This window comes from Streptomyces sp. NPDC007863, assembly GCF_040633895.1.
GTDB lineage: Bacteria > Actinomycetota > Actinomycetes > Streptomycetales > Streptomycetaceae > Streptomyces.
This window is the reverse complement of record NZ_JBEYEI010000001.1, coordinates 445,736-469,518: the sequence shown is the minus strand read 5'-3', so window position 1 is coordinate 469,518 and position 23,783 is coordinate 445,736. Positions and strand designations below refer to the sequence as shown.

Genomic DNA, 23,783 nt, shown 5'->3' with positions numbered 1-23,783 from the left:
ATTCGACTTCTCGTACGAGGTACGAATGGACACGTGATCGAGCCCATCCTCGGGAGCACGGAGCGCGGGGAGGCCGTGGCCCGCCCATGAGCCCGGGAAATCACTCTCCCGCCGCAGGCCGGCACCGGGGGCGCCGCCGGCGGTCCTCGGCTCAGGAGTCGAGCAGGCGCGCCACCCAGTCGTCGCGGGCCGCGGTCGCCGCCTGGGACACGGCGGTGTGGGGGGCGAGCAGGTCGAAGCCGTGGAAGCCTCCGGCCCACACGTGGAGTTCCGTGGGTACGCCGGCCGCCCAGAGTGCCGTCGCGTACGCGACGTCCTCGTCGCGGAACAGCTCCGCCGAGCCGCAGTCGATGAACGTGGGCGGCAGGCCGGCGAGGTCCGTCGCGCGGGCGGGCGCCGCGTAGACCGAGACGTCCTCGGTCCCGCGCCGCTCGCCGAGGAGCGCGCTCCAGCCGACCCGGTTGTTGTCGCCGTTCCAGGTGCCGGCGTCGGCGTACTGGTACGTCGAGGCCGTCCGCCCCCGGTCGTCGAGCATCGGGCAGATCAGCACCTGGCCCAGCAGTGCCGGGCCCTGACGGTCGCGGGCCAGCAGGGCGGTACCCGCGGCGAGTCCGCCACCGGCACTCGCGCCCGCGACGACGATCCGGTCGGGGTCGATCCCGAGGTCCGTGGCGTGCTCCGCGGTCCAGACGAGACCCGCGTAGCAGTCCTCCACCGGATACGGATCCGGGAACTCGGGAGCGAGACGGTACTCGACGGTGACGAGGACCGCGTCGTGCTCGACGATCCAGGGCAGCATCTGGACCACGCCGAGCAGGCGGTTCCCGAGGACCATGCCGCCGCCGTGGACGTGGTAGATCCCGGGCCCCCGGCCGGTGTGGTCGCGGCGCGCGATCACGGTCGCGGCCAGCTCCGCGCCCTCGTGGCCGGGCACGGTGACCTCGCGGCGTACGAGTCCCTCCGACTCCAGCTCCTCGTCGGTGAGTCCGCCCGCCATGGGCAGGTCCCGGAACTGCGGGACGGTCTCCAGCGTCAGGGTCGGCAGCTGTTCGGCGACATCGGACAGGACGGCGTCCAGCTCCGGATCGAACGGCGGCCTGGCTATCCCCGGGCTCGGCATCATGACCTCTCTCTCCTCGTGTCTCCCCGCGTGTCCCCGCGCACCTCACGCTGCTCGCGAGGCGTCGCGGCGCAGGCCCTCACCCTGTCCGCCGGCCGAGGACCACGACAACCGCCGTTCGCGGCGGTCTGCGGGCGCCGCGTCCGCCGTTCGTCGGTGCGGACCCGGGCTGACGTGCCGCAACGCCACGGGATCGGCGTCGACCCGCCGGGTCCGGATCCCGGTGGGCGGTCGCGCACTCGATCAGGGGACGCGGGAACCGGCCGGCAGCGGGGGGAGGGGCGGGCGCGACGAAGGGCGACCGCGCGTACCGGGCGCGTGAACGCCCCCCTCTGGCTATAACGATCGTCATAGTCTACCGTGACCGCTGTCTATAACGACCGTCATAGGAGCTGCCATGCCCCTGATCCGCCTGACCGTGCCCGCCGGCGCCCTCACCGAGAGGGGCCGCGCCGGCGTCCGACGCGACCTCGCCGCCGCCGTGCTGCGCTGGGAGGCGGTGCCGGACACCGCCTTCTTCCGCGCCCAGGCGTGGAGCTACCTCGTCGAGCTGCCGGAAGGCGCGCAGACGACCGCCGAGGACGACGCGCCCCGCTTCCTCGTGGAGGTGAAGGTGCCGCAGGGGGTCCTGTCCGAACGGCGCAAGGCGGGCCTCGTACAGGACGTGACCGGGACGGTCCTCGCCGCCGCCGGCCTCGGTCCGGCCGAGGCGCCGCGGGTCTGGGTGCTCGTCCACGAGCAGCCGGACGGCACGTGGGGCGCGGGCGGCTCCGTCGTCCGCCACGCCGACCTAGTCGCGCTGGCGCAGGGCCGGCGACGGGGCGAGGAGCGGGCCGGTGCGTGAACTGACCTACGTCGCCCGCCGGACGGTCGAATGGCGCGAGGCCCCGGACCCCGCGCTGCGGTCCGACCGGGAGGCGATCGTCGCCCCGGTCGCCGCGACCTCCTGCGACGTCGACTCCTCGATCCTGGCCGGACACGGCTTCATCGACCCGCCGTTCGCCCTCGGCCACGAGTGCGTCGCCCGCGTCACCGAGGTCGGCGACGCCGTCACCACCGTCGCTCCCGGCGACCTCGTCGTCGTGCCCTGGTCCATCAGCTGCGGCACGTGCGGCCCCTGCCTCGGCGGGCTGACCGCCCACTGCGCCTCGGTCCCGCACATGGCGATGTACGGCGCGCCGATCGGCGGCGGTTGGGGCGGGCTCTTCTCCGACCTGGTCCGCGTCCCGTACGCGGACGCCATGCTCGTCCCGCTGCCCTCCGGACTCGACCCGGTCGCGAGGGCTGCCGCGAGCGACAACTGGTCGCTGTCCTGGCGGCTCGTCGCGCCGCACCTGACGGCCCGCCCCGGCGCCCGGGTCCTGGTCGTGGCCCGCGGCAGCATCGGCCTGTACGTCTGCGACATCGCCCGGGCGCTCGGCGCCTCCGACGTCCTGTACGTCGACCCCGACGCGCAGCACCGCGAGCTCGCCGAGGGCTTCGGCGCCCGCACCGCCGAGGCCCTCGAACCGGTCCGGCACGGCTTCGACCTCGCCCTCGCGGCGTCCGGCACCGTCGACCCGGCGCGGGTCGTCTCGCACGTCCTCGACTGGGAGCAGCTCCCCGAGGCCCTCCCCGAGCGCCACCTCAAGCCCGTCTTCGTACGCGACCCGGGGTGCGCCGAGCGGGGGGAGAACCACGCCGACCTTTCCTGATATGCCATCAAATGCTGTCCTGATGGCGACAGTTGGGGGATGTCGATGCGCAACCGCAGGGAGTGGTTACGGGTCAACCGACCCGCGCGGCGGCCCCGGCGGCGACGGCCGTCTCCGAGCGGAAGCCGTGGCCGAGTTCGGGGGCGAGGCCGTGGTAGTGGCGGAAGTTGTAGATGAGGGGGCTCCACTCCCCCGGGTCGACGTGGTGCGTGCCGGGGACGACGATGTGCTCGGCGGCGTGGACGCGGAGCACTTCGCATTCGACGGAGAAGAAGTCGCCCCCGCCGCCCGGAGTCAGCGCGGCGGCCCGCGCCTCCAGCTGGAGCGGGGACTCGGCGACCCGGGGCGGCCGTACGAGCTGGGAGGGTCGCGGGGTCAGCCCGGCGGCGGCGAACTTGTCGGGCTCGTGCCGGTACACCGCCCGCTTGCTCTCCGGCACCGGATCGGCGCCGGTCAGCGGCGCGAGGCGCTCCACCTGTTCCCACAGGTCGGGCGAGGCGAGGTTGATCACGACGTCCGGCCGCTCGGCGAGGTTGCGCACGGTCCGGCTGTCGCGGCCCAGGCCCAGGACGACGCGCTGTCCCAGGGCCCAGGCCGAGGAGATCGGGGCGAGGTTGAAGGTTCCGTCGCCGTTCTCGGTGGTGAGGAGGGCGACGGGGGTGCCGAAGTAGAGGATGCTCGGGCGGATCACTCGGTGGGTGTCGTTCGTCATGCGGAGAACGCTAGGCGCGTGACCCTTCGGCGGGCGTCGAAGTGACGGCGGTCGACAATGACCGCGTGACCAGCACCGACGTGTACGCCGACGAGCCCGACCTCGCCGCCCTGGCCGGCCTCCTGGCGGACCGGACGCGCGCCGCCTTCTGCCTCGCGCTGCTCGACGGCCGGGCGTGGACGGCCACCGAACTGGCCCGCCTCGCGGGCGTCGCCCCCTCGACCGCGACGAGCCACCTGAACCGGCTGGTGACGGGCGGCCTGCTCGCGGAGGAACGCAGCGGCCGGCACCGCTACGTCAGGCTCGCCGACCCGGGCGTCGCGGAGATGATCGAGGCGCTGGCCGCGCGGGCCCCGCACCGGGTGACGCCGGTGCGTTCCCTCACCGCGGCCCGGCGCCGCCGGGATCTGGCGTTCGCCCGCGTCTGCTTCGACCACCTGGCCGGCTCGCTCGCCGTCGCGATCACCGACGCCATGACCGCCGAGGGCCTGCTCTCCTGGGACCACGGCCCCGCCCTCACCACCGCCGGGGCCGACTGGCTGAGGAAGCTGGGGATCACCGACGAACCCACCGGCCCCGCGCCCGCCCGTCCGCACGTCCGCACGTGCGTGGACTGGAGCGAACAACGCCTCCACCTGGCGGGCGGTCTGGGAGCGGCCGTCTTCCGGCACGCGGTCGAGGAGTCGTGGCTGGTCCACACCGCCGACACCCGCGTGGTGCGGCTGACGGACGACGGCCGCGCCGCCCTCCGGCTGCGCCTCCGCCTGCCGGACACGGCACTGACGCCCGCATCGCGTCGGACGGAGGACGGACCGACCGCCCCTTGACGCTCCTCGCGGGAACCACGGCAGCGACGATCACTGCCCCGCGGGGGGCGTGCCCTCGAGTACGCCCCCCGGGAGTACGGCAAAGACCGGTCCGCTCAGCGCGCCGGGCGGTAGGTCGCGATGATCACGCCGCTGCTGGTCGGCTGGGCGCTCACCAACTGGAGCCGCTTCATGGGGGCGTCGTCGGCGAACAGCTTCCGGCGGCCCTCGCCGGCCACGACCGGGTGGATCAGCAGGACGAGCTCGTCCAGCAGGTCCAGCTCCAGCAGGGAGCGCACCAGGCTCGGGCTGCCGGCGACGGTGATGTCCTTGCCTTCGCCCGCCTTGAGCTCGTTCACGGCGGTCGTCAGATCGCCCTTGACGAGAGTGCTGTTCGCCCAGTCGTCGACGCTGTCGAGCGTCGAGGAGACGACGTACTTCGGGGACTCGTTGATCCACTGGGCGAAGCCGGCGTCCTCCCCGCTGGTCACCGTCGGCCAGTACCCGGCCCACTCGGTGAACGTGACGCGGCCCAGCAGGATGGTGTCCGCCGTCTCCAGCGTGCCGGCGAGCGCCGCGCCCATCTCCTCGTCGAACTCGAACTGCCACTCGTTGGGCGACTGGGCGACTCCGTCGAGGGAGACGAACAGACCCGAGACGACCTTGCGCATGATTCCTCCACGTCGGAAAGGTTCGATCGACGGTTCTCGGCCGGTCGGCCGAGAACCGTCGGCCACGTGAGGAACAGTAGGTCGGCGCGCGGGGTCAGGTCTTGTACAGAAGCGACAGCGGCAACGTCGTGTCCGGCGTGGCGAGCTGGGTGGCGGTGCGCCCCACGTACCGCTTCAGGGAGCGGGCCAGGTGCGGCTGGTCGAAGTAGCCCAGCCGGTGCACGACCTCCTGCGCCGGTACGCCCTCCTGGACGAGCACCGCCGCCTGACGGGCCCGGTGGATCTGCCGGACCGCTCCCTGGGTCAGTCCCGTCGCCGCGACGAAGCGCCGCTGCAGGGTGCGCTCCGAGACGTCCGGGACGGCACCGGAACCGATGCCGGGGCCGGGACCGGTGCCGGTGCCGGTGCCGGCGAGCGCCGCGGTGACGACCGGGTCGAGGTCCACGATGCCCTCGCGGACCATCCGCCGGACGAACGCCTCGGCGTTGTCGTAGTCGGGGACGTGCCACGCCGAGCCCTTCAGCCACAGCGAACGCCGTGTCACATCGGGGATCGCCGCGCTCCCGCCGACCAGTGCGCTCACCGGGATGTGCGGCATCGACGTGCCGAGCGCGAAGCTGATCCCGAAGAAGACGGCCTCGCCGGGGACGGGTGCGAGGGAGGCCTTCGCCTCCGGGCCCAGTACGGCCGCCTGGGGCACCCCCTGGTGCTCCCAGAACACGAGCTCCCAGTGCGACGTCGCGACCGACATCATCCGGCCGGCCGCGTCGCTGCGACTGCGCCACACCCGTTCGATGTACGGCACCTCCGACGGCCGGCTCTCGACCACCAGACCCACCCTGCCCCCTCCCCCGGTCGACCGCACCGATCCGGTCGACCGCACCGCTCCGAACCCCGTCAGTGTGGCATCCGGACGGGGAGCGTCAGCGGCCGGTGTACGGCAGCAGCGCCATCTCCCGGGCGTTCTTGACGGCGGTGGCGAGGGCCCGCTGCTGCTGGGCGGTCACGCGGGTGACGCGGCGGTTGCGGATCTTGCCCCGGTCGGAGATGAACGTGCGGAGCAGATCGGTGTCCTTGTAGTCGATGTACGTGATCCCCGCCGCGTCGAGCGGGTTGGGGCGGGACTTCACGGGCTTGCGGGGTTCCTGGCGTCGCGCCATGGCGGTGTCTCCCTTTCTTGGGGGGGCGGGTGTCTCGGGGTTCTGCGCGTCGAGGGTCAGGCGGCGGTGTCGAGGAGGGAGTCGAACGCTGCGGGCAGGTGTTTCCAGGCGTCGGGCCCGGCCGCGTACTCGGCGTCGGTCAGCAGACAGGATTCGAGGAGCTGCTCCAGTCCGTCCCGGTCGAGTCCGGGCGAGGTGAAGACCAGGTGCTGGCAGCAGTCGCCGTGTTCCGGGTGCCAGTCGAGCGCGGCCGCCGCCCGGCGCATGGGAGGGATCAGCTCCCAGGCCGCGTCGGGGAGGGACGCCAGCCAGGGGCCGGCGTTCTCGACGCAGAGCGCACCGCCGGCCGCGTCCCAGGCGAGCAGGGTGTCGGGGCGGTCGGCGAGCCAGAACCGGCCGCGGCTGCGCGCGGCGGCGCAGCACAGGTCCTCAAGGGCCTGGTAGAGGCGCTCGGGGTGGAACGGCCTGCGCCGGTGCCAGACGAGCGTGGTGACGCCGGCCTCGTCGGCTTCCTGCGGAAGGAGCGCGCACGCGGGGTGCTGGGCGGCCGCCGCGGCCTCGACGTCGAAGCCCGCGAACGCGGCCCGGGCCAGCTCGGCGGAGGCGGCCGGCACCTGGCGGGCGGTGGGGTGCAGCTGGGCGAGCAGGGCGCGGTCCTCGTCGTCGGCTTCGTCGTTGTCGACGACGGCGAGGACGGGGGCGTACTCCAGCTGCCGTGCCCAGGTGTCGGCGACGGTCCGCCGGTCGGTGGGCGCCGCCGCGAGGCCGGCCTCGGCGAGGTCGTCGCCGTTGCCGAGGTACGGCAGGACGAGCGCCGGGTCCACGGCGGTGATGACGCCGGTGAGCCTGAGCCGGTCGCGGCCGTGCGCGGCGATGACCTCCGCCATGGCCTTCGGTTCCACGGAGTCCCACAGTTCCACGACGGCGAGCCGGGTCAGCCCGCCGTCCGCCAGCCGTTCCAGCTCGGGGACGAGGTCCTCGCGCAGCGCGCAGCAGGCACAGTCGTTGACGAGCGGCGTCTCGTCCCGGGACACGGTGCCGGTGGCGTCGCTCACGAGCCGGAGGACGGTCCCGCCGGGCGCGTCGGAGAGGTCGTGGTGGAGCGCGACGCTGCCGGGGACGGTCCGCAGGAGCCGGTCGACGACCTCCCGCCGGGCGTCGGAGTGGAGGCCGGCGACGACCACGACGGCCAGTTCGCTCCCCGTGGGCCCCGTGCTCATCGGCCGCTTCCGTAGCGTCGCTCGAAGCGCTCCACGCGGCCGGCGGTGTCGAGGACGCGGGCGGTCCCGGTGTAGAAGGGGTGGCTCGCGGAGGAGATCTCGACGTCGACGAGGGGGTAGAGGTTGCCGTCCTCCCACTCGACCGTCTTGTCGCTGGTCATCGTCGACCGCGTGAGGAACGCGGTGCCGGAGGCGGAGTCGCGGAAGACGACGGGGCCGTAGGCGGGGTGGATTCCGGGCTTCACGGCAGGAACCTTTCGGGGATGGGCTGGGGGATGGACTTGGGGCTGGGCTTGGGGCTGGGGGTCGGTGCGGTTCAGGCGGGCTTCGCCCAGGGGCCGGGGTCAGCGGTCCTCTCGGAAGTCGACGTGCCGCCGGGCCACGGGGTCGTACTTGCGCAGGACGAGCCGGTCGGGGTCGTTCCGGCGGTTCTTGCGGGTGACGTAGGTGAAGCCGGTGCCCGCGGTGGAGCGGAGCTTGATGATCGGGCGGATCTCGTTGCGTGCCATGGGGCTAGTATATGGGAACGATTTTCATTTCCAACCAGCCCTCTTCGGAGAAAGGCGGCCCCCCATGTCGGCCCTCTGCCAGCTGACCGGCGCGAAGCCCGGCTTCGGCAACAACATCTCCCACTCCCATCGGCGCACCTCGCGCCGGTTCGACCCCAACATCCAGCGCAAGCGCTACTGGCTGCCCAGCGAGGGACGGCACGTCCGCCTCACCCTGAGCGCCAGGGCGATCAAGACGGTGGACGCGATCGGCGTCGAGGCCGCCGTGGCCCGCATCCGCGCACGGGGCGGGAAGGTCTGATGGCGAAGAAGAGCAAGATCGCGCAGAACGAGCGGCGCAAGGCGATCGTCGAGCGGTACGCCGCGCGGCGGGCCGAGCTGAAGGAGACCATCCGCCGTACGTCGTCCACCCCCGCCGAGCGCGAGGCGGCCCAGGCCGAGCTGCGGCGGCAGCCGCGTGACGCCAGCGCCACGCGCGTACGCAACCGCGACAGCGTCGACGGCCGACCCCGCGGCTACCTCCGCAAGTTCGGCCTCTCCCGCGTGCGAACCCGCCGGCAGGCCCACGCGGGCTTCCTGCCCGGAGTGACCAAGTCCTCCTGGTGAACCAGGGCGTGCCCCCGCCGGAACCCCCGGCGGGGGCACGCGCGCAGACCGCACACCCCTCAATTGATAATGGGTACCGTTTTCATATAACCTCGGCGAGTCACCCCCCGACCCGACCGAGGAGACCCGACCCCATGGCCGTTCCCAAGCGGAAGATGTCCCGCAGCAACACCCGTCACCGCCGCGCCCAGTGGAAGGCCAGTACGCCGCAGCTGGTGGCCGTCACCGTCGACGGTGTCGTGCATCAGGTGCCGCAGCGGCTGGTGAAGGCGTACGAGCGCGGCCTCGTCCGTCCCGAGGGCTGAGCAGTTGACCTCCTACGAACGCCTGCCGGTCACGGTCCTCTCCGGATTCCTCGGGGCGGGGAAGACGACCCTGCTCAACCATGTGCTGGCCAACCGCGAGGGCCTTCGGGTCGCGGTGATCGTCAATGACATGAGCGAGGTCAACATCGACGCCGCGCTCGTCCGAGGCGGCGAGGCGGCGCTCTCGCGGACCGAGGAACGGTTGGTCGAGATGACCAACGGCTGCATCTGCTGCACCTTGCGCGACGACCTGCTGGAGGAGGTCGAACGGCTCGCGCGCGAAGGGCGGTTCGACTACCTGCTCGTCGAGTCCAGCGGCATCTCCGAGCCGATGCCGGTCGCCGCGACCTTCTCCTTCCCCCGGGACGACGGCGCCACCCTCGGCGACCTGGCCCGCCTCGACACGATGGCCACCGTCGTCGACGCCGCGAACTTCCTCCGGGAGCTCGACGGAGGCGAGGAACTGGCGGCCCGCGGCCTCGCGCCGTACGAGGACGACGAGCGCACGATCAGCGATCTCCTCGTGGATCAGGTCGAGTTCGCCGACGTCATCGTCCTGAACAAGCTGGACCTGGTCGGCCCCGACGAGGCCCGTCGGCTCCGGGCGGCCCTGTCCCGGCTCAACCCGGAGGCACGCGTCGTGCCCGCCGTACGCGGACAGGTGGCGCCCCAACAGATCCTGGGAACCCGGCTGTTCGACGTCGAACGGGCCCAGCAGGCTCCGGGGTGGGTGAAGGAGCTCAACGGCGACCACGTACCGGAGACCGAGGAGTACGGCATCTCCTCCCTGGTCTTCCGCGCCGACCGCGCCTTCCACCCCGGACGGCTGTGGACCCTCGTCACCGAAGGCCTGGACAGCGGCACCTACGGGCGGATCCTCCGCTCCAAGGGCTTCTTCCGGCTCGCCAGCCGTCCTCACGTGACCGGCCTCTGGTCCCAGGCCGGCGCCGTCGCACGATTCGAACCCGCCGGCGCCGCAGGCCCGGAGACCGCCCAGATCCAGGAACTGGTCTTCATCGGCACCGACTTGCGCCCCGAAGCCCTGCGCGCCGCACTGGAGGCCTGCCTCCTGACCCCGGGCGAACCCGCACCCGCCGAGGACGAGTTCCCCGAGTGGGAGACGTACGGCATCGACGACGCCTGCGAACACGAACCCGGGCACGCGCACGGACAGGCGCACGGACACGAGCGCGGGCACGAGTACGCGGCCTGACACGGCAGGCCGGAAGAATCCGGGCCGGACGGTGGTCGCAGCCACGGCACCGTCCGGCCCGGTCCTCGTCGTGCCGCGCCATGCCGTGCCTCTGGCCATGAAACGAGGCCCGCTTGTCCATGGCCGGGCAGACCAGCGGTGGACCCTCGCATGGGTACCCACCCAGCCCGGGGCTGCTGTGGCGCACGGAAACGGCCGTCCCGCCCGGCTTCTCCGTCGAGCGACAGGATCCACGACCGGCCTGGTAGGACTCACTCACCCGGTCACGTCTCAGGCCACGATCCGAAGGCAGCCGCATCACGGGTTCGCGTCCAGTGGCCAGGGCCGACAGCGGACACTCCGGCTTGTCGCACTCGGAGAACGCGCCGGTACTCGTCGAGGTCGTAGCGACGGTCGGCGAGCAGCCTGCCCGGTCGGTGATCAGGTGGTGCGTCCCGCCCGGCCGCGTGCGGTCGACCGGCGAAGGCCCGGTGTGAGCCGGTGGCGCCACGATGGGGGCCCCGGCCGGTGGTGCCGGGGCTCACATCGTGGTGGTTCGTCAGCGGTCCATCAGGACGAAGACGCCCCACCCGAGGTATTCACGCTGGTACCTGGCGTGTTGGACGGGCGCCGCGGTCAGTTCCGCGCGCATCTCGTCGGCGAGCTCGTCGTCGGGGTTGGCGTCGAGCCAGCGCCGGATGTTGAGCCACTGCGCCGAGACGTACCTGTCCCAGCTGTCCTGGTCGGCGAGGACCATCTCGACGACGTCACAGCCCAGGTCACCGAACTGCCGGAGCAGTTCCGGCAGGGTGAGCAGGTCGTCCTCGCGGGCCATGTGGCAGCCCTCGACGACCGTCTGGTCCTCGGGCTCGCGGCGCCAGTACGGCTCGCCGATCAGCATCATCCCGCCGGGAGCGAGGCTGCGCCGCAGGAGTTCGACGGTGCCGGCGACTCCGGAGCCGATCCAGGTCGCGCCGACGCAGGCGGCGATTCCCACGGGATCACCGGCGACGTGGCCCGAGGCATCGGCATGCACGAAGTCGACCCGGTCGGCAACGCCCAGTTCCGCAGCCCGCTCACGGGCGGCGTCGAGGAAGACGGTGCTGATGTCGACCCCGGTGCCGGTGACACCGTGGTCCCGGGCCCAGGTGCACAGCATCTCGCCCTTGCCGGATGCGAGGTCGAGCATGCGCGTACCCGGCACAGGGCTGATGGCCCGGCCCAGGAGAGCCAGCTTGTCGCTGGTGAAGGGGTTGCAGATGCGGTGGCTGCTCTCGCGGATGGTGAAGCTACGCGGCAGATCCATGACAGGGGTTCCTTCGGTTCGTGGAGGTCACAACGGTGGGGCTGAGCGGCCGACGGGAGCTGACCGCGAGAACCTGAACCGTCATCGGATACACCTCTTCGAACGCATGAAGGCTGGGACCGGCCGAGGCTACGACCGCTGTGATCACCGTGTCCAGCGCAATTGCGCCGTGCCGACGGGCGCCTCGTGCCACGCGAGTCGCCGGCCTGTCACGGCCTGCGTCAACCACTCCGTAACCCGTGGCACCTGACCGACCTCGGCCGACAACCCGACCAGCACGCCGGCGTCTTCTCGAACGTCATTCCGAAACGATCAGTGAGCCCGCGGGCGTGCGAGGAACTCGCGGGCGTGGGTCCAGATGGTCTCCGGGTCGTACGGCTCCGGGCGGCGCCAGGTGGTCGTGGTCAGGGCGCCCCGCCCACGGTACGCACGCATGATCTCGACGTGTGGCGGCCAGGCGACGAAGCTTCCGAGGGCCTCCTCGTCGCGCCAGACCGCGACCGAGCCCACGCGTCGGGACAGAGGCCGTGCCCAGAGCCACATCCCGTACGCGCCCTCCAGCTCGGCCCATCGCGCCGCCAGGGTGCGGGCGGCACGGAAGACGCCCGGCAGGTCGGCGATCCGGTCGGGACGGAAGGCGGTGACGGTGACGGTGATGTCAGGCGGGGTCGCGGCGACGGGGGCGGGAAGCGGGCCCGGCGTCCAGGACGACCTCAGCACGCGGCGTCCGCCGGGCGCCGCCCGAGCATCGCGAGGATCCGTTCCAGGACGGACGCGTCGGCGGCGGCCGCGAGCCCGGGGGCGAACGGGCTGCCCGGAGCGCGCCGGAAGTCCCCGTCGGGGACGGCGAGGGCGATCGGCAGCGCGGCGTCGAGGACGTCCGGGTCGGGGTCGTACGGGATTCCCAGGGCGTGGGCGACGTCCCAGCCGTGCACGACGTAGTCGAGGAGGTGGAATCCGAGGGCGCGCCGGGCCTTGACGGTCGTCCCCGTACCGAACTCCGGCAGGGCGAAGGGACGGTCGGGGTCGTCGACGGCCTCGAAGGCGGCGAGGACCCGGTCGGCGGCCTTCCCGTATCCGCCGTCCGTCACCTCCCACTGGGCCGGGTCCGCGCCGTTGCCTTCGGCTGCCGCCGCGAACCCGTGGTGCTGGGCCGTCATGTGGTCGAGCAGGTCGTTCAAGTCCCACCCGGCACAGGGCGTGGGCCTGGCCAGGTCGGCGGGCGTGACGCCGGCGACCAGGCGCACGGTGTCGCGGACGGCACGGGCGTGAAGACGCCTCAGGTCGTCGAAGGCGTTCCCCTCGATATTCATAGGCATACGCTTACGATCTGCGTGAGCCTACGATTTGTCAACGGGTATTTTCGTGCCCATGTCCGAGAACGCAACCCCGGGAGAAGAGCGCCGCCCCGACCTCGCGGCGATGGTCGTGCCGCTGGGCCGCGCCCTGATGGCCGCGGAACGGCCGGTGCTCGACGCCCACGGCCTGACCATGTGGGCGTACGCCGTCCTGCTCCACCTCGACGAGGCCCCGATCCGCACGCAGGCCGCGCTGGCCGAGGCCATCGGCGCGGACAAGACCCGGATCATCGGCGTCCTCGACGCGCTGGCGGAGCGCGAACTGATCCACCGCGTACCGGACCCCAAGGACCGCCGCGTACGCCTCCTCTCCCTCACCCCCGAAGGCCGCCGGGTCCGGGACACCGCCCAGTCCGCCATCCAGGAGAACGAGGAGCGCCTCCTCGCCGGCCTGTCGACCCGCGACCGAGAAGGATTCCTGAGGGCGCTGCGGGCTCTGACCGAGGCCACGGGGGTCTCCTGAAGCCCCGCCCTCCCGCGCGGACGGCACAGCCCCCTTCGAGAAGCCCGACGGGGACGGCTTCGACGTCACGTGATGACGCGCGCTGCCGCCGAAGCGACTCCGCGCATCGGTGACGAGGGACGGAACGCTTCGGCCCGGACGTTGCCGCCGTCGGCCCAGGTCCACAACCATCGCCGCAGTGACGCGGTCGCGTGGCCCAGGCCGTCACGGGGCCTTCGCCCCGGCCTGGCGCCCAGCCGTCCGCGCCATAGGGCGAGCGCGGCCAGGCCGCCGTCGGGGCCGAAGCCACCGTCGCCGACCTCGGCGTGGATCCTCCGGAGGAGGGCTGGCAGCGGACGTCCGATGATGTCCTCGGCGGCGTCGACTTCAGGGGGCCTCACCGGTGGAAACACCGGCCCGCGCGAGCGTCGGCGAAGTAGGCCGTCACCTCCTCGGCTTGCGATTCGAGCAAGATCATCCCGTCGCCGTTCGCGCCGACGGTCCGGCTCCGCTTCTGCTCCAGATGCTCCGGACCGAAGCGTTCCTCGATCCAGGCGCGGGGACCGATACGGTGTCGAACCGCCGACCCGGGCCCCAGGCGCGGGCACGCAGCTTGTCGATGAGCGCGTCGTCGTCCTCGGGCCTGACACGCAGGTCTTGACGGTGCGACTCGGAGTCGCCGCGCACCGGGAACGTCATGCGCCGGGATCTTGCCGGCGGCGTCCAGCCGTCGCGGGGCCGCGCGCAGCCGGGACCGTGGGCGTATCGCAGGTCGGAGTGCGGCGCGTAGGCATGGCTCTGTCCACTGTGGTGACGAGTGGCGCGCCTACGGGAAGGCCCGGACCCCTTCCAGGGTCAGAGGGGCGCGAGGGCGGAGGCGAGTTCGCGCCACTCGCGCTGCGGGAGGGTGGTCGGGTCGGGGGTCAGGACCTGGAGGCAGACGTGGTCCGCGCCGGCGTCGAAGTGGTGCTGGACGCGGCGGCGGACGGCCTCCGCGTCCCCGTACGCGACGATGGCGTCGACCAGGCGGCGGCTCGGGCCGGCGGCGAGGTCCGCGTCGCCGAAGCCCAGCCTCCGGACGTTGGCCTCCTGGTGCGGGGCGGCCGTGACGTACGCGGCGACGTGCGCCCGCGCCGACTCCCGGGCCCGGCTGCGGTCGGTGTCCAGTACGACGGCCTGCTCTACGCCGAGGAACGTGTCCGGCCCCATGATCGCCCGGGCCCTTTCGGTGTGCTCGGGCGGTACGAAGTACGTGTGGGCGCCCCACGTCGTCGCGGCCGCCAGTCCGAGCATCTTCGGGCCGAGGGCCGCGAGCAGGCGGCGCGGGGTCGGGGACGGGGCCGTGGGCGGGGGCGGCGTCCATGGCCTGGAGGTAGGCGCGCATCGTGGACAGGGCCCTTCCTCGCGCAGGTACGGGGTAGCCGTCCACCTCGTGGACGGTGTCGTCCACCCGGTGGCCGCCCAGCCCGAGTACGTACCGTCCGGGGAAGGCCTCGCCCAGGGTGCGTTCCGCGGCGGCGGTGGCGAGCGGGTCCCGGAAGGCGATGTTGGCGATGCCGGAGGCCACGGGGATGCGGCGGGTCGCCGACAGCAGTAACCAGGCCTGGCCGAAGGTGTCGCGACCGAAGGCCTCTCCGTACCAGATCGCCCCGTACCCCAGCTCTTCGAGTTCGGCGGCGGATTCCCGTACGCGTCCGGCGGGCTGTCCGTCGTAGGCGAAGGTCCAGATTCCGACGCGGCCGAGATTGGTCGATGCGGGCGGTGTCATGCGTTCGCACTCCTTGGGTCGGTCGCCAGAACGTAAACGGAGAGGGTCTCCGGTTCACCGGGAACGCTACGATACGGAGAACCTCTCCGGTTGGCCACACCTTGACGGCGGAGCGGATGGGATGGACGGGATGGATGGGATGCAAGCACTGGATGCGCTGGACCGGGACCGGACGTCCGGGGACGGAAGGTAGGACGATGACGGCCGAGCACGGCATCGGCGGCGCCGGCGGCAGCCCCGCCGATCCCCCACGGCGCATGGACGCCCGCCTCAACCGGGAGCGCCTGGTCGCGGCCGCGCGCGAGGTGTTCGCGGAGGCGGGCCCCGGTGCGTCCCTCAACGAGATCGCCCGCAGGGCGGGGGTGGGTCCGGGGACCCTGTACCGCCACTTCCCGGGCCGGACCGACCTGTTGACCGCCGTCCTCAGGGACCGGATCGACACTTTGAGCGGGCGGGCGGAGCAGCTGCTCGGCGCGCAGGACGCGGACGACGCCCTTCAGCGGTGGCTGCACGACTTCCTCGACCACGCGCGGGCGAACCAGGGCATGGGCAGCGCCCTGCTGGTGGAGACCTCCGCCGCGGCCGACCCGGACTGTCAGCGACGCATTCTGGACGCGGCGAGCGGACTGCTCGACCGGGCCCAGGAACACGGAACGGCCCGCGCCGACGTGACCGTCGACGACCTCGTCCACCTCGTGGTCGGCATCGCCCTGGCCACGACCGGCGGCGAGCCCAACGTGCCGCAGCCCCACCGCCTCCTGGACCTCGTGCTCGACGCGGTGTTCGGGTCACCGCGCGACGGCGGGTGACAGGGCGACGGTCGTAGGCTCGGCCGGGGCGACTCGACCGGCGCGAGACGAAGCGGGCGGGGCGGAAGCTTCGCCGCGGGCGCGGGTGCGGGCGCGGGCGTGCGCGGCGCTGGGCGGAGGGACCCCCGTCACCAGATGCCGCCGGCCACCTCTTCCAGAGCGAGGTGCCACGGGGACTCCTCGTTCGCGAACGGGAGGGGGTCGTGGGCGGTGATCCGGGCGCGCAGGGCGTCGAGGGTGGTGTCCGCGAAGAGGGCGAGCACCAGCCAGCCCCGGCACTCCTCGGGGACGGCGCCCCACCGGGCGTACCACCGGGGGGACGTCGACGGGGTCGTCCGCCCGCAGGCTCGCCTTCGACATGAACCACTCGGTGTCGGAGGCCGACGGCGCTCAACAGGTGTGCGGTGCGCCGGTCGAGGTGGTCGTGGGGGCATTGCCGTAAGGGCGAGGTCGTCGGCGCGCGGACGGACACCGCGGTCCCGCGCCAGGGTGCGCCGGACCGCGGTGTCCGTCCGTGGACGGCGTCTGCGGTCAGGGGGTGTAGACGGTGGGGCGTGGTGCGGTGGGCATGCCGGCGCCGAGGAAGAAGGAGGGGTGCGGGGGCTGGTTGTAGGCGGTGTTCTGCCAGGCGAGGGCGGTGCGGTACTGGGTGTCGTGGAGCAGGGTGGTGATCCTGGTGCCGGTCGGGTGGGGTGTCGCGTAGATGCGCAGGGCGGTGTTGTCCGAGGTGCGCCAGACGACCTCCTCGCGCCAGTCGCCGAGGATGTCGCCGGAGAGGGCGGGGGTGGCTTTGGTGGTGTTGTTGGAGGAGACGCCGGAGCCGGTGAGGAGGCGGGTGTCGCCGGCGGTGCCGTACTTGTCGATGCGGGTGCCGTCGAGGAGTTCGCGGACGGTGTCGCCGTCCCACCAGGACAGGAAGTTGATGCTGGAGGGCTCCCGGCCGAGGGATGCGCCGGTCGCGGAGCGCAGGGTGGTGTCGGAGGCGGACCAGGCCTCGGCGCCGGGGCTGCCGGCGTAGACGTCTCCGGCCACGCCCCGGCCGTTGTCGGCTCCGGAGGCCGTCTGCCACAGGATCTGCCCGGTGCGGGCGTCGGCGAGCCAGGAGCCGGGCTTGGTCTTGTCCTCGGAGACCTTGAAGTACTCCAGGCCCTGCCGGGACGGGTCGAGGTCGCCGACGTGGCCCGCGTCGCCGTGACCGAGGCGGGTCGTCCAGAGTCCGGCGCCGTTGTCGTCGACGGTCATCGCGCCGTAGACGATCTCGTCCTTGCCGTCGGCGTCGACGTCCGCGATCGAGAGGGCGTGGTTGCCCTGGCCGTCGTACCCCTTGCCGACGTTCGTGGAGGAGTTGGTGTCGAAGGTCCAGCGGCGGGTGAACTGGCCGCCCCGCCAGTCCCAGGCGGCGATGACGGTACGCGTGTAGTAGCCGCGGGCCATGATCAGGGAGGGGCGGGCGCCGTCCAGGTAGGCGGTGCCGGCGAGGAAGCGGTCGACGCGGTTGCCGTAGGAGTCGCCCCAGGACGAGACCGTGCCGCGCGCGGGGACGTAGTCGACCGTGCCCATCGCCCTGCCGGTCTGGCCGTTGAACATGGTGAGGAACTCGGGGCCGGAGAGGACGTAGCCGCTCGCGTTGCGGTGGTCGGCCGCCGCGTCGCCGATCACCGTGCCCGTGCCGTCGCGCGTGCCGTCGGCGGTCTTCATCGCGACCTCGGCCCGGCCGTCGCCGTCGTAGTCGTACACCTGGAACTGGGTGTAGTGGGCGCCGGAGCGGATGTTGCGGCCGAGGTCGATCCTCCAGAGCCGGGTCCCGTCGAGCCTGATGCCGTCGATGACCGTGTTGCCGGTGTAGCCCGACTGGGAGTTGTCCTTGGCGTTCGTCGGCTGCCACTTCAGGACCAGGTCGAGCCTGCCGTCGCCGTCGAGGTCACCGGTACTGGCGTCGTTGGCCTCGTACGTGTACGCCACGCCGTCCGGTGTCGTGCCGCCGGCGGGCGCCGAGATCGGCACGTCCAGGTAGCCGGAGCGGAACTTCAACGCGCTTTCGGAGGCGGGCTGTTCGACGCCGTTGACCACGGCGCGCACGGTGTAGTCGGCGGAGTCCGCGGCGCCGGAGTCGAAGTAGTTGGTCGAGGTGGCGAGGGGCGTGGGGGTGAGCTTCGCGGTGCCCCGGTAGACGTTGAACGCCACGTTGTCCGGGTCGGTGGCGAGCCAGCGCCACGCGACCAGGTTCCCGCTCGCGGTGTGCGTGCTGGTCAGCCCTCGGTCGAGGCGTTCCACCTGGCGGGCGGTGGCGGCGTGCGCGGTCTGCGGCGACGCGACGAGCCCGGAGACGGCGAGCACGGCGGCCGCGACACCGCTCATCAGCAACCTGCCCGCCGACCGCCTCCGCGCGGGGAGGGAGGGGGGCGGGGCGGCCGTGCGGATGGGGGTGCGGGTGGGGATGGGGGTGGGGATAGGGGCGGGGGCGGGCAATGTGGCCTCCGTGGCGTGGGGGTGCGTGAGGGTGTGGCCGTGTGGCCCGTGGGACGAGAGGGACGCGTTCACCACGCCGACTTCGTGGGCACGGATGGTGTGGGAACGCTCCCATGCGAGGTGAGCGTAGGAACCCACTGACGCCTGGTCAAGAATCCTGTCGCATCTTGTTGTTCGTCGATGTTGGGATTCGTTACTTTCCCTTCCGTGTGCAGGGGAGGGCCACCGGGACTTGTCCTGCCGCTCACTCGCCCCGTCAGGGTGACCAGGCAGTGGGGGTGGTCATGAATACAGTGGATATGAGCCGGACCGAGGCCGTTGCCCTCGTGCAGCGGATCATGGCTGCGGACCACGCTTCCGAAGAGGAGGCGGACGGGTGGTTGGACATGCTCGGCAGAGCCCTGGCATGGCCGACTGGCCACATCAGCAACTTGATCTTCCACCCGTCAGGGCGGGATCTCTCGGCCGCTGAAGTGGTCGATCAGGCCCTGTCCTATCGGCCGATCGCCTTGTGAGGTCGACGCGTGACGCCGGAGGTCGGCCATCGTCACCCGTGACGTTCGCCATCCCCCACGGGCCGAACCGTTCAAGCAGTTCACATCACCCGGAGTGGAGGGTGATCACGCGGATGCAGCGCGGGCGCCGACGCCATGCCCGGCGGCGTTCATGGAGCAAGCTCGTGGCGGCGGGGGTCGCCGGGACGACCTTCAGCCGGCGGTTCGCCTACCTTCAGGCGCTGATCGCGGCGCCGGCGACGTCCGTCGTCCGCATGTCCGTCGGATCGCCCGGGCCGTGGACGACGGGAGGTCGGGCACGGCGCCGCCGTTCGTGGCGATGCGCCGGATCACGGCCGGCGTCCTTCAGGTCGCGGGCGCCTGGATCCCCGTACTCGGCCTGTGGGACGAGCCCGGCCGGCGAGGCCTTCACCCTCCAGCCGGGCGTCGCTGCGCGGCGACACCAGACGGCGCCGGCCCCGGCACCCTGCCACAGGGCGCCGGGCCGCCCGAGGGCTGCGGGGCGGGGGCCGTACGGTGGCGTCGCCGTCGGTCGGCGTCACGCCTCCGGCCGGGGAGGAACGTTCCCTCTGGCTGCCCGCATCGCGAGCAGCGCGGCCTTCGCCTCGGCCTTCGTGCGGTCGATTTCCTCCCTCAACTGGCGTATGCGGGCCTCTCGTTCGGCACCGGTCAGGCCCGTGAGTCCCAGCCGCGCGTCACGTTCCTCCTGAGACATGGCGTCCCCTCCCCTTCTCCCCCGCCATGATGCAACACCACGCTCGACGCCGGCGGATCGCGGATCCCCTCCCGGCCAAACTCCGGGGGCGTACGGCCGCGCCCTCGGTGGCCACGCCGGGGCGCGGCGACACGGCGGACGGGGGTGCCCGGGCATGGCGAACGCCGGAGTGTTCCGCGCCTACGTTGGGCGGCATGAACGACATCACAGCCGAGCTCGACGACTTCCTCGTCCGGTACGCCGGCGCCCTCGCCTCCTTCGACGCCGAGGCGGCGGCCGCGTTGTGGGGCGCCCCGGGCATGATCCTCGACGATCGCAGCGTCGGCGTCGTGGAGACCCGGGAGGCCATGGCCGACGGGCTGAAGCGTTCGTACCCCCTCTACCGTCGGCTCGGCCTGACGGCGGTCGGCCATGAGCTGCTGAGCCGCGATCAGCTGAGCGACGCCGTCTATCTCGTCCGCGTCCGGTGGCTCTTCTACGACGGGGACGGCGACCTGATGACCGACAGCTTCGGCAGCTACCTCCTGCGCCGCGACGCCGACGGCGCGGGTCTGCGGGCGTTCGTGTACGTACCCGTCGACGACGCCGAGAAGCTGCGAGAGCTCGCCGAACGGAAGGGGATCGATCTCGCCGGGGAGTAGACCGGGCAGGTGATGGTGCGGTCGCTCGCCGGGCGATGTCGTCGTGCGGCAGGCGGGCGGTTCCGGGCGGGGCCTCCTGGCGTTCTGCGGTGGCCGCCCCGTTCACCCGCCCGGTCCGCCCGCGACGGCGACGGCGCGCCGGGCGCTCCTGTGCGGTTTCGCGTCGGCGGTCGGTCGGCGCGTCAGGTGCGCGGTGGCGGAGTCGGAGAGGGTGTCCGGCCGGGTGGGGTCGGGCCTTCCTGCCCCTCGGGGCCGGTGGCCTGCTTCGACTCGCGCTCCGCGCTTCCGTGGAGGTCGGCGAGCAGTTCGGCCTGGCCCTCCAGCACCCCGGACAGGATCGAGCGTGCGACGGCGAGGAGTTCGGCGACCTGGGGGCTGGTCAGCGAGTAGTACACCGACGAGCCCTCACGGCGGGCGACGACCAGGTTCGAGCGGCGCAGGACGGCGAGCTGCTGCGAGAGGTGCGCCGCCTCGACGTCCACGTCGGCGAGCATCTCGGAGACCGCGTGGTCCCGCGTGCTCAGCAGTTCCAGGACCCGGATGCGTACGGGATGTCCGAGCGTCTTGAAGAACTCGGCCTTCAGTTGGTAGAGCGGCGCCTTCACCGGGCCCACCGCCGCCGCGGGTCCCGTGCCGATCCCGCCCGTCCAGAACTGTTCACCATGGGGACATCCTCGCCGCTGCGGGTCGCGACGCCGAGCCCGGGGTGTCCGGGCGCCGGAGCGGGGTCACCCGGATCGGCCCGGGTCCCCCTCTCGCACGCACAGCGAGAGGGGGACCCGGGAGTACGCGGCCTCTCCCGGCGTCAGATTCCGGACGGGGTCGCGAGCGTGCGCGTGCCGGGCCAGTCGTCGCTGCACCACTCGCGCTGTTCCTCGCCGCCGCCGTGGTGCGCGGCCAGCGCGGCCTCCAGGTCGCAGTGGACGGCCATCTGGGGGGTGTCGCCCGTGGGGACGAGGGAGCCGTCGGCGGGGATCGCGGCGAGTTCCAGGCCTCGCCCCTCCCCCGCGAGGCGCCGGGCGGCCTCCGCGACGGCCAGCTGCCCGCCGGCCGACCAGCCTCGCAGGCCGGTGAGGTCGAGGACGACGGGGCCCGTCCCGCGGGCCAGGACCCAGCCCACGGCGCCGCTGAACCGGCCGACCGCGTCCGCCCCGAGGTATCCCGACAGGGACAGCACGCTGAGGCGGGGGTGGAGGGTGTAGCGCCATTCGATGGTCATCGCGTTGCCTTCGTCTTCACGGGCGGAGGGGGGAGGGGAGAGGTGGGAGTGTTGGGGGTGGGGTGGCGGTGGGGGGTACGCCCCGTCCCGGGGCCGCTGTCACACGGGCTTCACCGTGCCGAGCCGGTACCCGGTCACGGTCTGCGGGGTGATCCGCAGCAGGGTGTCGTGCGGGCCGTACGCCCAGCCGGGCACCGTACGGAAGGGGTGGGCGACCTCGGCCGTCTCCAGGACGTGGACTGCGGGCCGGACGACCGGCACCTCGCGCCGCACCATGCGACGGGGCGTGGCGACGGCGGTCATGGGACGGACTCCTCGTTGGCGGCGGGGGAAGCAGTAGGGGTGGCGGGTGCGGCGGGCAGGAACCCCGCCCCGTGGAGGTGGGCTCGGGCGCCCGCGATCGCCTCGGGGGTGGTGGCGAACTCGCGTCCTTCGAGGCGCAGGAGGTCCAGCGCGCCGACCGCGTCGAGCGCCTGCCGCTGGCCGGGGCGGATCCCGGAGGTCATGACGGCGATGCCGCGCCGGTGGAGCTTCTCGACGACGTCCTTGAGGACGAGCGCGCCGGTGGCGTCGACGGTGGTCACGCGGGACATGCGGAGGATGACGACGCGGACGTCCGCCACCTCGGAGAGTCCGAGGAGGAAGCGGTGGGCGGCGGCGAAGAACAACGGGCCGTCGATCCGGTACGCGACGATGTGCTCGGCGAGCAGGGCGTGCTCCTCGGCGCTGTGCTCGCCCGGCAGGTCGGCCGCGAAGTCCACCTCGGCGAGGCGGGCCTGCTGGGCGACGGCGCGCAGGGCGAGGGCGCCGGCGACGACGAAGCCGATGATCACGGCGTACACGAGGTCGAGGGCGAGGGTCGCCGCCGCGGTGAGGACGAGGACGACGGCGTCGGCGCGGGTGGCCCTCGCCATCGCCCGCAGCGAGCCGACCTCGACCATCCGGACGGCGGTGGCGAGGAGTACTCCGGCGAGGGCGGCCAGCGGGATCGCGGAGACCAGGGGCGCGGCGGCGAAGACGATCACGGCGAGAACGGCGGCGTGGGTCAGGGCGGCGAGCCGGGAGGAGGCTCCGGTACGGACGTTGACCGCCGTACGGGCGATGGCGCCGGTCGCCGGGACGCCGCCGAACAGCGGCGCGGCGAGGTTCGCGAGGCCCTGGCCGAACAGTTCCCGGTCGGGGTCGTGCTTCTGGCCCACCGTCATGCCGTCGGCGACCTGCGCGGAGAGCAGGGACTCCAGGGCGGCGAGCGCGGCGACGGCGAGCGCGGGGGCGATCAGCGATCCGAGCTGCGCGGGGTCGACGAAGCCGAGGGAGGGGGCGGGCAGTCCGGCCGGCAGTTCGCCGATCGGTGCCGCCGCGTCCAGGTGGAAGACCCGGGCGACGACGGTGGCCGCGATCACGGCGACGATCGAGAAGGGGACGGTGGGCCGCCACCGGGCACCGATCAGCATGAGGGCGGCGACGCCGAGCGCGAGCCCGAGGGCGGTCCAGTTCGGGGCCCGGACGAACTCGCCGACGGCGCGCCAGGTGACCTCCAGGACCCGCTCGCCCTCGGGTTTGGGGGCGCCGAGCGCCTGCGGGACCTGTTGGAGGCCGATGACGAGGGCGATGCCGAGGGTGAAGCCCTCCACCACGGAGGCGGGGATGTAGGCCATGTACCGGCCGGCGCGGGCCACGGCCAGGGCGATCACGATCGCGCCGGCGATCAGGCCGACCGTCAGGACACCGCCGGGGCCGTACTGGGCCACGATGGGGACGAGGACGACGGTCATCGCCCCGGTGGGCCCGGTGACCTGGAGGTTCGAGCCGCCGAAGAGCGCGGCGAGCGCCCCGGCCACGACGGCCGTCGCCAGGCCGGCTTCGGCGCCGAGCCCGGAGGAGACGCCGAAACCGAGCGCGAGCGGCAGCGCGACGACGGCCACGGTGAGGCCCGCGAGCAGGTCGCGACGCGGGTCGCGGCCCATGGCGGCGAAGTCGGCGCGCACCGGCAGCAGGGCCCGCAGCCCGCCCGTCCGGCGCTCGCCCGTACGGCCCGACGCCTCGCCCGTACGGCCCGACGCCTCGCTCCTCGTGCGCGTGGTGCTCATCGGGCGGGGACCCGGGCCTCCCGGAGTTCGGCGAGGAGTTCGTTCTGCCCGGACAGCACCTCGGTGAGGATGCGCCGGGCGGCGCGCATGAGGTCGGCGACGTCACCGCTGGCGAGGGTGTAGACGACGGTCGCGCCCTCGCGGGTGGACGTCACGATGCCGGAGCGGCGCAGCACCGCCAGCTGCTGCGACAGCGCGGGCGGCTCCACCTCGATCGCGGCCAGCAGATCGCGTACGGCCATCGGACCGTCCTGGAGCAGCTCCAGGACACGGATGCGGACCGGGTGCCCCAGCATCCGGAAGAACTCGGCCTTGGCCTGGTAGAGCGGAACCGACACGCCTCAGCACGCTCCCTCTCTGTGTCGTTCGCCGTCCGTCATCCGACCGGAGCGGACCTGATCGAATGAATACAGCATGTATTGAATTGCCGAATTATGCAATTCATCAGAGATACGG

30 protein-coding genes and 1 pseudogene are annotated in these 23,783 nt (G+C 72.8%); 11 read left to right on the top strand and 20 right to left on the bottom strand.

Annotated features, from left to right (window positions below; translation table 11 throughout):
- Nucleotides 1-151: 151 nt before the first annotated feature.
- Nucleotides 152-1,120, bottom strand: coding sequence for an alpha/beta hydrolase fold domain-containing protein (locus ABZ621_RS01995; RefSeq protein ID WP_360599907.1), 969 nt, complete (start codon nucleotides 1,118-1,120; stop codon nucleotides 152-154).
- Between the two features lie 397 nt (nucleotides 1,121-1,517).
- On the opposite strand from ABZ621_RS01995, the gene ABZ621_RS01990 reads away from it, so the two are divergent.
- Entirely contained in the window at nucleotides 1,518-1,964 is a 447-nt protein-coding gene (locus ABZ621_RS01990) for a tautomerase family protein (protein ID WP_360599663.1), read from the top strand.
- Complete coding sequence (locus ABZ621_RS01985) at nucleotides 1,957-2,814, top strand: alcohol dehydrogenase catalytic domain-containing protein (protein ID WP_360599662.1); 858 nt, start codon at nucleotides 1,957-1,959, stop codon at nucleotides 2,812-2,814. The genes ABZ621_RS01990 and ABZ621_RS01985 overlap by 8 nt, the downstream gene beginning before the upstream one ends.
- Before the next feature lie 73 nt (nucleotides 2,815-2,887).
- Here ABZ621_RS01985 and ABZ621_RS01980 read toward each other — a convergent pair whose 3' ends face one another.
- On the bottom strand, nucleotides 2,888-3,526 hold the full coding sequence (locus ABZ621_RS01980; protein ID WP_360599660.1) for a flavin reductase family protein: 639 nt from the start codon (nucleotides 3,524-3,526) through the stop codon (nucleotides 2,888-2,890).
- Nucleotides 3,527-3,591: 65 nt separating this feature from the next.
- Here ABZ621_RS01980 and ABZ621_RS01975 point away from each other — a divergent pair, with 65 nt between their 5' ends.
- Nucleotides 3,592-4,353 (top strand): winged helix-turn-helix domain-containing protein, encoded by a 762-nt coding sequence (locus ABZ621_RS01975; RefSeq protein WP_360599658.1) that lies wholly within the window; start codon nucleotides 3,592-3,594, stop codon nucleotides 4,351-4,353.
- A gap of 95 nt (nucleotides 4,354-4,448) precedes the next feature.
- On the opposite strand, the gene ABZ621_RS01970 is transcribed toward ABZ621_RS01975, so the two are convergent.
- The 6 genes from ABZ621_RS01970 to rpmG all read right to left on the bottom strand — a co-directional run bounded on the left by ABZ621_RS01970 (nucleotide 4,449) and on the right by rpmG (nucleotide 7,892).
- On the bottom strand, nucleotides 4,449-5,003 hold the full coding sequence (locus ABZ621_RS01970; RefSeq protein ID WP_360599656.1) for a dihydrofolate reductase family protein: 555 nt from the start codon (nucleotides 5,001-5,003) through the stop codon (nucleotides 4,449-4,451).
- 94 nt (nucleotides 5,004-5,097) lie between these two features.
- Nucleotides 5,098-5,841: a helix-turn-helix domain-containing protein gene (locus ABZ621_RS01965; protein WP_360599654.1), complete on the bottom strand. Its 744-nt coding sequence runs from the start codon at nucleotides 5,839-5,841 to the stop codon at nucleotides 5,098-5,100.
- Between the two features lie 85 nt (nucleotides 5,842-5,926).
- A complete protein-coding gene (rpsR, locus tag ABZ621_RS01960) occupies nucleotides 5,927-6,163 on the bottom strand; it encodes a 30S ribosomal protein S18 (protein ID WP_360599652.1) in 237 nt (78 codons plus the stop codon).
- A gap of 56 nt (nucleotides 6,164-6,219) precedes the next feature.
- Nucleotides 6,220-7,383, bottom strand: a complete 1,164-nt coding sequence (locus tag ABZ621_RS01955) for a GTP-binding protein (protein WP_360599650.1) — start codon at nucleotides 7,381-7,383, stop codon at nucleotides 6,220-6,222.
- Nucleotides 7,380-7,628: a type B 50S ribosomal protein L31 gene (locus ABZ621_RS01950; protein ID WP_360599648.1), complete on the bottom strand. Its 249-nt coding sequence runs from the start codon at nucleotides 7,626-7,628 to the stop codon at nucleotides 7,380-7,382. Before ABZ621_RS01950 ends, ABZ621_RS01955 begins: the two co-directional genes overlap by 4 nt.
- A 99-nt stretch (nucleotides 7,629-7,727) precedes the next feature.
- Entirely contained in the window at nucleotides 7,728-7,892 is a 165-nt protein-coding gene (gene rpmG / locus ABZ621_RS01945; protein WP_169090767.1) for a 50S ribosomal protein L33, read from the bottom strand.
- A 64-nt stretch (nucleotides 7,893-7,956) separates the two neighbouring features.
- Between rpmG and rpmB the strand changes: the two genes are divergently transcribed.
- The 4 genes from rpmB to ABZ621_RS01925 all read left to right on the top strand — a co-directional run bounded on the left by rpmB (nucleotide 7,957) and on the right by ABZ621_RS01925 (nucleotide 10,016).
- On the top strand, nucleotides 7,957-8,193 hold the full coding sequence (rpmB, locus tag ABZ621_RS01940) for a 50S ribosomal protein L28 (protein WP_360599646.1): 237 nt from the start codon (nucleotides 7,957-7,959) through the stop codon (nucleotides 8,191-8,193).
- Nucleotides 8,193-8,498: a 30S ribosomal protein S14 gene (rpsN, locus tag ABZ621_RS01935; protein ID WP_360599644.1), complete on the top strand. Its 306-nt coding sequence runs from the start codon at nucleotides 8,193-8,195 to the stop codon at nucleotides 8,496-8,498. Before rpmB ends, rpsN begins: the two co-directional genes overlap by 1 nt.
- Before the next feature lie 134 nt (nucleotides 8,499-8,632).
- Complete coding sequence (gene rpmF / locus ABZ621_RS01930) at nucleotides 8,633-8,803, top strand: 50S ribosomal protein L32 (protein ID WP_360599642.1); 171 nt, start codon at nucleotides 8,633-8,635, stop codon at nucleotides 8,801-8,803.
- A 4-nt stretch (nucleotides 8,804-8,807) separates the two neighbouring features.
- Complete coding sequence (locus ABZ621_RS01925; RefSeq protein WP_360599640.1) at nucleotides 8,808-10,016, top strand: GTP-binding protein; 1,209 nt, start codon at nucleotides 8,808-8,810, stop codon at nucleotides 10,014-10,016.
- Between the two features lie 538 nt (nucleotides 10,017-10,554).
- Here ABZ621_RS01925 and ABZ621_RS01920 read toward each other — a convergent pair.
- The 3 genes from ABZ621_RS01920 to ABZ621_RS01910 form a co-directional block, all read right to left on the bottom strand.
- Complete coding sequence (locus tag ABZ621_RS01920; protein WP_360599639.1) at nucleotides 10,555-11,301, bottom strand: methyltransferase domain-containing protein; 747 nt, start codon at nucleotides 11,299-11,301, stop codon at nucleotides 10,555-10,557.
- Between the two features lie 312 nt (nucleotides 11,302-11,613).
- Entirely contained in the window at nucleotides 11,614-12,021 is a 408-nt protein-coding gene (locus ABZ621_RS01915; RefSeq protein ID WP_360599637.1) for a hypothetical protein, read from the bottom strand.
- The gene (locus ABZ621_RS01910) at nucleotides 12,015-12,614 is read right to left on the bottom strand and encodes a TIGR03086 family metal-binding protein (protein ID WP_360599635.1); all 600 of its coding nucleotides are present in this window, start codon (nucleotides 12,612-12,614) and stop codon (nucleotides 12,015-12,017) included. Before ABZ621_RS01910 ends, ABZ621_RS01915 begins: the two co-directional genes overlap by 7 nt.
- 58 nt (nucleotides 12,615-12,672) lie before the next feature.
- Between ABZ621_RS01910 and ABZ621_RS01905 the strand changes: the two genes are divergently transcribed.
- Nucleotides 12,673-13,122: a MarR family transcriptional regulator gene (locus ABZ621_RS01905; RefSeq protein ID WP_360599634.1), complete on the top strand. Its 450-nt coding sequence runs from the start codon at nucleotides 12,673-12,675 to the stop codon at nucleotides 13,120-13,122.
- A gap of 834 nt (nucleotides 13,123-13,956) precedes the next feature.
- On the opposite strand, the pseudogene ABZ621_RS01900 reads toward ABZ621_RS01905, so the two are convergent.
- Nucleotides 13,957-14,869, bottom strand: a pseudogene (locus ABZ621_RS01900) (TIGR03620 family F420-dependent LLM class oxidoreductase).
- 197 nt (nucleotides 14,870-15,066) lie between these two features.
- On the opposite strand from ABZ621_RS01900, the gene ABZ621_RS01895 reads away from it, so the two are divergent.
- A complete protein-coding gene (locus ABZ621_RS01895) occupies nucleotides 15,067-15,678 on the top strand; it encodes a TetR/AcrR family transcriptional regulator (protein ID WP_360599632.1) in 612 nt (203 codons plus the stop codon).
- 128 nt (nucleotides 15,679-15,806) lie between these two features.
- Here the strand turns inward: ABZ621_RS01895 and ABZ621_RS01890 are convergent, their stop codons facing one another.
- Together ABZ621_RS01890 and ABZ621_RS01885 are read right to left on the bottom strand one after the other, a co-directional pair.
- The gene (locus tag ABZ621_RS01890) at nucleotides 15,807-15,941 is read right to left on the bottom strand and encodes a hypothetical protein (protein ID WP_360599630.1); all 135 of its coding nucleotides are present in this window, start codon (nucleotides 15,939-15,941) and stop codon (nucleotides 15,807-15,809) included.
- Between the two features lie 268 nt (nucleotides 15,942-16,209).
- Nucleotides 16,210-18,036: a rhamnogalacturonan lyase gene (locus tag ABZ621_RS01885; protein ID WP_360599628.1), complete on the bottom strand. Its 1,827-nt coding sequence runs from the start codon at nucleotides 18,034-18,036 to the stop codon at nucleotides 16,210-16,212.
- A 410-nt stretch (nucleotides 18,037-18,446) separates the two neighbouring features.
- Between ABZ621_RS01885 and ABZ621_RS01880 the strand changes: the two genes are divergently transcribed.
- The gene (locus tag ABZ621_RS01880; RefSeq protein ID WP_360599627.1) at nucleotides 18,447-18,662 is read left to right on the top strand and encodes an e9imm peptide; all 216 of its coding nucleotides are present in this window, start codon (nucleotides 18,447-18,449) and stop codon (nucleotides 18,660-18,662) included.
- Between the two features lie 538 nt (nucleotides 18,663-19,200).
- Here ABZ621_RS01880 and ABZ621_RS01875 read toward each other — a convergent pair.
- On the bottom strand, nucleotides 19,201-19,377 hold the full coding sequence (locus ABZ621_RS01875) for a hypothetical protein (RefSeq protein ID WP_360599625.1): 177 nt from the start codon (nucleotides 19,375-19,377) through the stop codon (nucleotides 19,201-19,203).
- Between the two features lie 194 nt (nucleotides 19,378-19,571).
- Here ABZ621_RS01875 and ABZ621_RS01870 point away from each other — a divergent pair, with 194 nt between their 5' ends.
- Nucleotides 19,572-20,018: a hypothetical protein gene (locus ABZ621_RS01870; RefSeq protein ID WP_360599623.1), complete on the top strand. Its 447-nt coding sequence runs from the start codon at nucleotides 19,572-19,574 to the stop codon at nucleotides 20,016-20,018.
- A gap of 182 nt (nucleotides 20,019-20,200) precedes the next feature.
- On the opposite strand, the gene ABZ621_RS01865 is transcribed toward ABZ621_RS01870, so the two are convergent.
- The 5 genes from ABZ621_RS01865 to ABZ621_RS01845 form a co-directional block, all read right to left on the bottom strand.
- Nucleotides 20,201-20,623 carry a metalloregulator ArsR/SmtB family transcription factor gene (locus ABZ621_RS01865; RefSeq protein WP_360599621.1) on the bottom strand — a complete coding sequence of 141 codons (423 nt, stop codon included), beginning with the start codon at nucleotides 20,621-20,623 and terminating at the stop codon, nucleotides 20,201-20,203.
- Between the two features lie 200 nt (nucleotides 20,624-20,823).
- Nucleotides 20,824-21,237, bottom strand: a complete 414-nt coding sequence (locus tag ABZ621_RS01860) for an STAS domain-containing protein (RefSeq protein ID WP_360599619.1) — start codon at nucleotides 21,235-21,237, stop codon at nucleotides 20,824-20,826.
- A 99-nt stretch (nucleotides 21,238-21,336) separates the two neighbouring features.
- On the bottom strand, nucleotides 21,337-21,540 hold the full coding sequence (locus ABZ621_RS01855; protein ID WP_360599617.1) for a hypothetical protein: 204 nt from the start codon (nucleotides 21,538-21,540) through the stop codon (nucleotides 21,337-21,339).
- Entirely contained in the window at nucleotides 21,537-23,327 is a 1,791-nt protein-coding gene (locus tag ABZ621_RS01850; protein ID WP_360599615.1) for a SulP family inorganic anion transporter, read from the bottom strand. The genes ABZ621_RS01855 and ABZ621_RS01850 overlap by 4 nt, the downstream gene beginning before the upstream one ends.
- Nucleotides 23,324-23,665: a metalloregulator ArsR/SmtB family transcription factor gene (locus ABZ621_RS01845; RefSeq protein WP_360599614.1), complete on the bottom strand. Its 342-nt coding sequence runs from the start codon at nucleotides 23,663-23,665 to the stop codon at nucleotides 23,324-23,326. The genes ABZ621_RS01850 and ABZ621_RS01845 overlap by 4 nt, the downstream gene beginning before the upstream one ends.
- Nucleotides 23,666-23,783 lie beyond the last annotated feature (118 nt).